This window comes from Marinovum sp. 2_MG-2023 (assembly GCF_030548265.1).
In the GTDB taxonomy this organism is placed as follows: Bacteria; Pseudomonadota; Alphaproteobacteria; order Rhodobacterales; family Rhodobacteraceae; genus Marinovum.
The window spans coordinates 236,445-245,826 of record NZ_JAUOSD010000006.1 but is presented as its reverse complement, the minus strand read 5'-3'; the positions used below and the strand labels follow the sequence as shown (position 1 = coordinate 245,826).

Below are 9,382 nucleotides of genomic sequence, written 5' to 3'. Positions count from 1 at the left end.
TCAGACGCGGAAGCCGAATACCCAGATTCAACCTGCAGACTCTCATTATGAATGAGGGACCAGCAGGGGGCAGGTCACATCGCTTGAGGACCGGCTCAAGTATCGGACTTTATGCAAGGCACTGGAGGCGTATTAAACAGCATACGCCACCAATGCGGTGGATCAGATTATGCCGCCGTTTGCGCGCAAGGTCTGGCCATTGACCCAAGCGGCATCTGGTCCTGTGAGAAACGCCACAACATTTGCGATATCCTGCGGTGTCCCGAGCCGTTCCAGGGGGGCCATTTTTGACATACGTTCAACGACCTCTTGTGGCTTGCCGTCTAGGAAAAGCTGCGTTGCTGTTGGGCCAGGGGCGACCGTGTTCACAGTGATCGACCGCCCACGAAGTTCCTTAGCCATAATGCCTGCCATTGTTTCAACGGCCGCTTTGGTCGCAGCGTAGACGCCGTAAGTCTCAAGTTTCAATCCGACGACGCTCGTCGATAAGTTAACGATTGCACCGCCGTCACGCAGGCGATTTGCAGCTTCGCGCAACAGGTTGAACGTGCCTTTGAAATTGATTGCGACTTGAGTGTCAAAGAGAGCGTCATCGCTATCTGCAATAGGTGCCAATTTCATAATGCCCGCATTGTTGACCAAGATGTCGATCCCGCCAAAGGCTGTTTCTGCGGAGTCGAACATCCGTTTGATAGCGACCGCATCCGACACGTCGGCTTGGGCTGCGATGGCTTTACCGCCTGCTGTTTCGATCTTTTCGACAATTTGATGTGCGGCGGCTTCGCTTCCTGCATAGTTGACGATGACGTTGAATCCATCCGCTGCAAACCGTTCGGCTATCGACGCGCCAATCCCACGTGAGGCGCCAGTCACCAATGCTGTTCTGTTTTCGATAGTGGCCATTTTTTTGTCCTTTCGCTGATCGGCCCCATGCCGAACCTTTAAGAACAATAGGCGTTCCCATGGTTGGAATAATCCACTACAATCCGACTTCATTATTCTTTATATTCGGATAATAAATGGACCGTCTTGATGCCATGAACGTCTTCGTTCGGATTGTAGAACTGCGAAGTTTTACCAAAGTCGCAACTGATCTGGGGTTGCCAAGATCAACGGTCACAGATGCGATCAAAGCACTTGAGGCGCGATTGGGCGTGAGCCTGCTTCACCGTACCACACGGGTCGTGCGTCCAACGCTAGATGGTGAAGCATACTATCAACGCTGCCTGTCAATTCTGTCCGAGATTGAAGATGCCGAGGACGCCTTTGCAGGAACTACGCCAAAAGGCACGCTGCGTATTGAAGTCCATGGTGTTCTAGCGCGGCATTTTCTGTTGCCTTCGCTGCCAGGTTTCATGGCGCGTTTTCCGAACATTGAGATCCATATCGGAGAAGGAGATCGACTGGTTGATCTGGTCCGCGAAGGTGTGGACTGCACGATACGGGTGGGTGATCCGGTCGATAGCAACATGACCGGTCGCAAATTGACGGACCTTGAAGAGGTGACCTGCGCGGCCCCGACCTACCTTGAACGGTTCGGCACACCGCAAAACATTGACGCGCTCAAAGGCCACCAGATGATCGGATTTCGCTCTACCGCGACAGGATCTATCTTGCCGCTCGAATTTGTTCAAAATGGTATCCTGCGCACGGTCTCACTCCCGACACCAATCACTGTAAGCGGCGCCGACACATTGGCGCATTGCGCCCGGCTTGGCCTCGGCATTATCCAAAAACCACGCTATTCTGCTGCCGAAGACCTTGCCGCGGGTCGCTTGATCGAACTGCTCAAAGACACACCACCGTCCCCATCTCCTGTGTCGATCTTTTATCCACGCGACCGACACCTGTCGCCGCGCGTGCGCGTGTTCATTGACTGGGCCGTAAAAGCCTTTGCGCATCAATAAACACGGAAGATCAGCATATCGACACTCGGCAGTTCCTATAAGCGGATAAGGTGCTGGCGAGGGAATGCTTACGCGTCTGCGGGTGTCGCCTGACATATCTCGATAAAGGCCCGTAGGGGTTTTGGAGCAAAGCGGCTCGGATAGTAGAGGTATGGCCCCTCAACGTCGGACCACCAGCCCGGTAGAACGGGCAACAGCTTTCCACTTTCGAAATCATCCTCAAGCCAGTTGCGGAAGGTATGTATGATTCCCAATCCCGCATGCGCATATCGAAGACCAGTATTGAGCGCGCCTACGCTAAGGATAAGCGCGTTTTGGGGTTCCACTTTCACGGACTGTCCTTTGCTTTGCAGCGTCCATGGAAGCAATGGGCCCGCGTCCAACCGGTAGCGGACCGCGTGATGAGCGGTCAGGTCCTCAGGAACTTGCGGCCTCCCGTGCGCCTCAAGATAAACCGGGGACGCGGCCATCGCCATTTGTTGCCTGCGCGGCCCGATCGGTATCGAGATCATGTCCTGCTCCAAAACGCTGCCATAGCGAATGCCCGCATCACAGCCTGCCGCAACAATATCGACGAGATCGCTCTCTACCGTAATCTCAACCTCCACATCTGGATGCTGCGCGCGATATGCGGCAAGCAGAGGCGGCAATATATCCGGCATGACCGCCCCCGGCACGTTGAGCGTCAACCGCCCCTGTATCTGCCCTCCAAGCGCCGCGACACCCTGACAGGCAGCGTCCATTGCAGATAACAATGGGCCCACACGATCCACCAGAAGTTGCCCCGCTTCCGTTAGGTGCTGGCTGCGCGTTGTGCGGCGTAGCACGGGGGTGCCAAGTTGCGTTTCTATGCGCGAGACCGTGGTGCTAACCTTTGAGGCTGCTATGCCGAGCCGCTGGGACGCTGCGCGGAAGCCGCCCTCACGGACAACCGCCAGAAGAACGGTGAGATCATCAGCAGAAAAATTGTTCTTCATTGAGAACAGTCCAATCCAATTTAGGTACCTTATCCTATAAATGCAGAACAGTCATCTTGTCGATCATCACTATCTATTGCGCCACCTGGCGCGTTTCAGAAAATGGAGACTGACAATGCTCATCATTACAGGAGCCTCGGGAAAACTAGGCGGACTTGTGGTTGAGGCTCTGCAGCGCCTCGTGACAGCCGACCAAATCGGAGTCAGCGTACGTGACCCGGAAAAATTGGCCGATCTCGCGGCGCGTGGTGTACGCGTAAGGCGTGGGGCCTACGAAGACGCTGACAGCCTGCGCCACGCGTGGGAAGGTGCCAACCGAGTACTGCTGGTGTCCTCAAATGCAGCTTCCAGTGGAGGCGACCCGGTGCAACAGCACGAAACGGCGATTTCTGTGGCCAAGGAACTGGGTGTCGAACGGCTACTCTACACCAGCCAGGTGTCGGCCAATGCGCAGTCGCATTTCCCGCCTGGGCGCCATCATGCCGCAACAGAAACAATGTTGACTGCTTCAGGTCTGGCGTGGACGTCCATGCGGCACGGGTTCTATGCGGAGAGCGCCATGAATATGAATGCGCAGGGATTTGCGAATGGCAATTTGGTGGGGCCGGCGGATAGCAAGGTGGCTTGGACGACCCATGAAGACTTGGCACAAGCCGATGCGCTTTTGCTGGCTGGAAAAGAGACATTCGAAGGCGTGACGCCACCCCTCACCGGCAGCGAGGGGCTTGACCTTGCTGACCTCGCGCAGATGGCAAGCGGGGTGACAGGAAGAATAATCAAGCGCCAGATCATCAACGAAGATGAAATGATCGAGAACTTGGGGCGAGCCAACCTACCGGAACCGGTAAAAAGCGTCATTCTGGGTTACTACCGCGCCGCGCAGGCAGGGGAATTCGCAATGGTGGATCCCACACTTGAGCGCCTGCTGGGTCGCAAACCACGCCCGATGCAGAATGTTGTGAAACGGCATCTGGGATGACGATGAACGGTGGAGTTCTTGGAATGATAATCAACCGGGGACCAAGCACAGTGACCGCATAATCAACCCAAGCCACTTGATCGTGACCTCAGGCCACCCGACAATTGACACCACCTCGACGGATGTGACCGTTCAGCGAGAGACTTAAGTGTCCACTTGCACCTCACGCCTCCGTGGATAGCCCTGAACGCCAGAGAAAGTCTTGCATCCGCCAAAGCAGCCATTGGCGCAGCCGCAGCGAAATAGCGCTTTGTCCCGCTCTGCCGACCTTCATCCTCCGACTATGCTGCGCTATGGACGAATGGCCGGTCTGGTGAAGCTGCGGCACGGCGTCGGCGTGGTCGGTGGAAGGCGGCTGTGGGCCGAATTTGCCCTTGAGGGCACCCTAGCCGCGTCTGTTTGCAAAGCCCGCTAACTGCGCATCGCTGACAGTCGCGCATGATGCGGCATCTAGCAAATTCGGGCTCTGAACGGACATCGCCCAGAGGTAGAGCGCAGATGCGATGACCTGCGATAACCCTTTATCCGAAAAAGGGCGGGCGAAAAACGCCGCGCCCTCTTCACTCGGTCGAAATTATTCCGCCGCCCAACCCGAGACCGCTTTGATCTCCAGGAATTCTTCGATCCCGAATGTGCCGCCCTCGCGGCCATTGCCGGATTGTTTGTACCCACCAAAAGGCGAGCCCTGGGCAAAGCCCGATCCATTGGTTTCGATCATCCCGGCCCGCAGACGGCGCGCCACGCGGCGGCGTTTGTCGTCATCCGTGGTTTGAACATAATCGGCCAGGCCATACGGCGTGTCATTGGCAATTGCGATTGCCTCTTCCTCGCTGTCGAACGGCAGGATCGACAGGACGGGGCCAAACACCTCTTCCTGGGCGATAGTCATGTCGTTGCTGACATCGGCAAACACCGTGGGCCGGACAAAATAGCCCCGGTTCAGCCCCTCGGGCCGTCCCGGACCGCCCGCAACCAGACGGGCCTCTTTCATTCCGACCTCGATGAGGCCTTGGATCTTGTTGAACTGGACCTCGGACACCACCGGACCGATGAACCGCCCGCTTTCGGACGCCGGGCCAACACGGGTGGCATTGGCGACCTCTGCGGCGATTTCCACCGCTTCGTCATATCTTGCCCGTTCGACCAGCATCCGGGTCGGTGCGTTACAGGACTGGCCGGAGTTGGCAAAACAATGCCGCGCGCCGCGTTTCACTGCGTCTTTATCCGCGTCGGCAAAGATGATGTTTGCCCCCTTGCCGCCCAGTTCCAGCGAGACGCGTTTCAACGTATCCGCCGCGGCCTTGGAAATCGCAATTCCCGCTCGGGTTGAGCCGGTAAAGGAGATCATATCGACGTCCTTGTGTACCGAAAGCTGGCTGCCGACACCGGGGCCATCGCCGTTCACCAGGTTGAACACGCCCTTCGGAAATCCGGCCTCATGCAGGAATTCAGCAAACAGCAGCGAGGACAGCGGCGCGACCTCGGACGGTTTCAACACCACGGTACAGCCCGCCGCAAGCGCCGGAACGACCTTTAGCACCACCTGATTCATCGGCCAGTTCCACGGCGTGATCAGCCCGCAGACCCCGATAGGTTCCAGCAGGTGTTTTTCAGTGGCTGTAAAATCGCGTTCCCATTTAAAGTCCTGCAGCGCCTTGAGAAAACCGCCCATGTGCCAAGAGCCGGCACCAACCTGATTGGCCTTGGCGTAATCAATTGGCGCGCCCATTTCGAGGCTGATCGCCTCGCCCATTTCATCGGACCGGTCCTGATAGATCGCGGCCAGCTTTTCCAACAGCGCGATGCGATCCGCCACGGGGCTGGTGGCCCAACCGTCAAATGCGGCGCGGGCGGCGGCCACAGCGGCGTCGGTATCGGCCTGATCGCCAAGCGAAATGACCGCGCAGCTGTCCTCGGTCGAGGGGTCGATCACGGTAAAATCATTGCCGGTGGCCGGGTCGACCCAGGCACCGTCGATATAGAATTGGCGTTTCTCGATCATAGGTTGACCTCCCTTGGATTCCCGGCACTGTGTCACCACATCAGTAGCGTCGCAATATGCGACACAAGAAATTTGATCAAATTTTCGGGTCCCCCCGAAACACGCAAGCGACAGGAGACGATCATGGGACTGCGCATCAACGACACCGTGCCGAATTTCACCGCCGAAACCGACACCGGCACCATCACATTCCACGACTGGATTGGTGACAGCTGGGCGATTCTGTTTTCCCACCCCAAGGATTTCACGCCGGTCTGCACCACCGAATTCGGAGCGGTCGCGCAACTGGCCGATGAATGGGACAAACGTGGCACCAAGGTGCTGGGCGTGTCTGTGGACGGGGTCGACGATCACATCGGCTGGAAGAAAGACATTGCAGTGGTGGGCGGCGCCGAGCCGAGGTTCCCGATCATCGCGGACAAGGATCTGGCGGTTTCCAAAGCCTTTGACATGCTGCCGGCCGAACATTACCTGCCCGACAACCCCAACCCGAACGACAGCGCCACGGTGCGGTCTGTGTTCATCATCGGACCAGACAAGAAGCTGAAACTGTCGATGACCTATCCGATGAATGTCGGCCGCAATTTTGCCGAGGTCTTGCGCGCATTGGACGGTTTGCAAACCGCCGCCCAACATGGCGTGGCCACCCCGGCGAACTGGGAAGTGGGACAGGATGTGATCATCCCGACAGCGGTCAACAATGACGCTGCAAAGGAAAAGTTCGGCACATTCGAAACCGTGCTGCCCTATCTGCGGAAAACCAAGGTGCCCGGTTAATCCAACGGGCAAAAAGGGGGCTCTGCCCCCGGCCCTTGGCCTCCCCCGGGATATTTTCAAACAGAAGAAGGCCTGGACGGCTGCAATTCGTAGACAAGTGTTTCCTGATCTCTTATCGGCAATCAAACGGATGACAGGAATGCACAATGACCAGCCAAGCGGCCTTTGAAATCGGTGGTACCCGCATCGCGCCGGGCACGCGCCAAAGCGTTGAATTGCCGGTCAGCCAGATGCCGGATCACACGCCAGTCACAATGCCGGTGCATGTGGTGCATGGCAAACGTCCCGGTCCGGTCATGTTCGTGTCGGCCGCCATTCATGGCGACGAGGTCATCGGCGTCGAAGTTGTGCGCCGCCTGCTGCGTGCCAAACCAGTGGAGCGCTTGGCCGGCACGCTTCTGGCGGTGCCGATTGTCAATTCGTTCGGCTTTCTCAACCATTCGCGTTATTTGCCCGACCGCCGGGATTTGAACCGGTGTTTTCCCGGCCATGCCTCGGGATCATTGGCGGCGCGTTTGGCGCATCTGTTCATGACCGAAATCGTGGCCCGGTCGGATATCGGCATTGATCTGCATTCCGCCGCGATCCGGCGCGAGAACCTGCCGCAGATTCGGCTGACGCCCGGCAACAAACGGTTGGCGGAATTGGGTCGGGCCTTTGGTGCGCCTGTCATGTTGCAATCGAAACTGCGCGAGGGATCGCTGCGCCATGCGGCAGAGGACATGGATTGTGATGTCTTGCTGTATGAAGCCGGCGAGGGCCTGCGGTTTGACGAATATGCTGCGCGGGCTGGGCTGTCGGGCGTTTTGCGGGTGATGCATGCGCTGGACATGATTGGCGCGCGCGGCGTGCCCCAGGCCAAGACGCCGCCGCTGTTGTCCGAACGTTCCAGCTGGCTGCGTGCGCCGCTGGGCGGGCTGCTGCGCACCTATCGCACGATTGGCGACTATGTGTCCGAGGGCGAGGTGCTGGGCGTTGTGGCAGACCCGGCAGGAGACGTCGAAGAAGAGATCATCAGTGATATGGAGGGCATCATCATCGGTCGCACCAACATGCCGGTGGTGAACGAAGGTGACGCGCTGTTTCATATCGCCCTGACCCCATCCGAAGCGGTGGCCGAAGCGGTGGTCGACGAAATGTCTGCGCAACGCGAGGCTGCACCGCTGTTTGACGAGGATGAGATCATCTGAGACCACGTCCGGCGGTCTTTGCGTCACTCAATGCTGAAGTGAACTTTGAAATCAGAGACTTCGCCGCGCCGCGCCGCAGATCGCATCATGAAGACCATGATCGAATAGGCGCCGGAATCCGGCAAGATACTGTCGAAACAATTCACTTCCGGGACAACTATGCTGGTGAATTGCGCGTTTGCCCAAGCCTCCATTCCCGGACCTTTGCCCGGCACATAGACGTTGAAATATGTCTCCAGGTTCGACGGCTCCAACTGGACCTTCAATCGCTGACCCTGGCGGGCCGCGACCTCATAAACCGCAATTTCCCGTCCGGTAATCTGGTCATTGATGGTCGCCTCGCTGGCCCCGCGTTCGAATTTCACGGTTTCGGTGCGCGGCGACTGTGCCAGGGTTGAATTGGCGATGCCCAGGGCCATGCACGCGACGACAGTGACCGAAAATAGACTTTTGAACATGAACGCCCTCCACTCATTAACTTTGCAGAATCCGCCGCCCCAAACCACTGTGCTCCCTGTCGGGGCCAAGCCGACAGGGACAGGGCAGGTATTCCGCCATTTCATCAAAGTAACATTCATGCGAATTTGTAAACGAATTTTTGGACACAAAGGACAGGCAGATGCTGTGCCACGAAGTTGATTACGAAGTTTTTGGCGACGATATGCAGATTGTCGAGGTCGAGTTGGACCCTGGCGAAACCGTGATCGCAGAAGCCGGTGCAATGAATTACATGGAAGACGGCATCACATTTGAAAGCAAGATGGGCGACGGCACCACCCCGACCAGCGGCGTCATGGGCGCATTGCTGAATGTCGGCAAACGGGTGCTGACCGGAGAGTCCATTTTTCTTACCCATTTCAGCAACACCGGGCATGGCAAGCGCCGGGTCGCCTTTGCCGCACCCTATCCGGGCAAGATCATTCCAATGGATATGGCCGCTCTGGGGGGCGAGCTGATCTGCCAGAAAGATGCGTTTCTTTGCGCGGCCTTTGGCACCCGCACCGACATTGCGTTTCAAAAGAAGCTGGGCGCCGGGTTCTTTGGCGGCGAAGGGTTCATCCTGCAACGGCTGAATGGTGACGGCATGGCGTTTGTTCATGCGGGTGGCACGCTGATCCGACGTGAATTGCGCGCCGGCGAGGTGCTGCGGGTGGATACCGGCTGTATCGCGGCGTTCACCTCTGGTGTCGATTATGACATCGAACGGGCCGGCAATCTGAAGTCGATGGTCTTTGGTGGTGAGGGGTTGTTTTTGGCAACGCTGCGCGGGCCGGGAACCGTGTTCCTGCAAAGTCTGCCATTTTCGCGTCTGGCCGACCGTGTGCTGCAGGCCGGTAGCGTCGGCGGCAACAAGGGCGAAGGATCGGTTCTGGGCGGGTTGGGGGATCTGTTCGGCGACCGCTAACGCGCCCAACAGGACGACCCAGTCCCGGACCTGATCCGGGACCTCAGGGTATATGCCGCGCCGGATCGACCGATCAGGCAAGATTCCATAAAAAAAGCCCCGGACAATTGTGCCCGGGGCCCTTGGAAGTTTCTGAAGGATCCGC

General features: G+C 57.7%; 9 protein-coding genes. 5 read left to right on the top strand and 4 right to left on the bottom strand.

What is annotated here, in order from left to right; translation table 11 throughout:
• Window positions 1-162 precede the first annotated feature (162 nt).
• Window positions 163-903: an SDR family oxidoreductase gene (locus Q4577_RS09890; protein WP_303468415.1), complete on the bottom strand. Its 741-nt coding sequence runs from the start codon at window positions 901-903 to the stop codon at window positions 163-165.
• A gap of 116 nt (window positions 904-1,019) precedes the next feature.
• On the opposite strand from Q4577_RS09890, the gene Q4577_RS09885 reads away from it, so the two are divergent.
• Window positions 1,020-1,907, top strand: a complete 888-nt coding sequence (locus Q4577_RS09885) for a LysR family transcriptional regulator (RefSeq protein ID WP_303468414.1) — start codon at window positions 1,020-1,022, stop codon at window positions 1,905-1,907.
• Window positions 1,908-1,975: 68 nt separating this feature from the next.
• Here the strand turns inward: Q4577_RS09885 and Q4577_RS09880 are convergent, their stop codons facing one another.
• Window positions 1,976-2,884 carry a LysR family transcriptional regulator gene (locus tag Q4577_RS09880; RefSeq protein ID WP_303468413.1) on the bottom strand — a complete coding sequence of 303 codons (909 nt, stop codon included), beginning with the start codon at window positions 2,882-2,884 and terminating at the stop codon, window positions 1,976-1,978.
• Window positions 2,885-2,999: 115 nt separating this feature from the next.
• On the opposite strand from Q4577_RS09880, the gene Q4577_RS09875 reads away from it, so the two are divergent.
• On the top strand, window positions 3,000-3,863 hold the full coding sequence (locus Q4577_RS09875; protein ID WP_303468412.1) for an NAD(P)H-binding protein: 864 nt from the start codon (window positions 3,000-3,002) through the stop codon (window positions 3,861-3,863).
• Window positions 3,864-4,437: 574 nt separating this feature from the next.
• Here Q4577_RS09875 and Q4577_RS09870 read toward each other — a convergent pair.
• Complete coding sequence (locus Q4577_RS09870) at window positions 4,438-5,865, bottom strand: aldehyde dehydrogenase family protein (protein ID WP_303468411.1); 1,428 nt, start codon at window positions 5,863-5,865, stop codon at window positions 4,438-4,440.
• Between the two features lie 123 nt (window positions 5,866-5,988).
• Between Q4577_RS09870 and Q4577_RS09865 the strand changes: the two genes are divergently transcribed.
• Both Q4577_RS09865 and Q4577_RS09860 read left to right on the top strand, forming a co-directional pair.
• Complete coding sequence (locus Q4577_RS09865; protein WP_303468410.1) at window positions 5,989-6,642, top strand: peroxiredoxin; 654 nt, start codon at window positions 5,989-5,991, stop codon at window positions 6,640-6,642.
• Between the two features lie 146 nt (window positions 6,643-6,788).
• Complete coding sequence (locus Q4577_RS09860; RefSeq protein WP_303468409.1) at window positions 6,789-7,832, top strand: succinylglutamate desuccinylase/aspartoacylase family protein; 1,044 nt, start codon at window positions 6,789-6,791, stop codon at window positions 7,830-7,832.
• A gap of 23 nt (window positions 7,833-7,855) precedes the next feature.
• On the opposite strand, the gene Q4577_RS09855 is transcribed toward Q4577_RS09860, so the two are convergent.
• Window positions 7,856-8,290: a hypothetical protein gene (locus Q4577_RS09855; protein ID WP_303468408.1), complete on the bottom strand. Its 435-nt coding sequence runs from the start codon at window positions 8,288-8,290 to the stop codon at window positions 7,856-7,858.
• 161 nt (window positions 8,291-8,451) lie between these two features.
• Between Q4577_RS09855 and Q4577_RS09850 the strand changes: the two genes are divergently transcribed.
• Window positions 8,452-9,237, top strand: coding sequence for a TIGR00266 family protein (locus Q4577_RS09850; RefSeq protein ID WP_303468407.1), 786 nt, complete (start codon window positions 8,452-8,454; stop codon window positions 9,235-9,237).
• The last annotated feature ends 145 nt before the right edge of the window (window positions 9,238-9,382 follow it).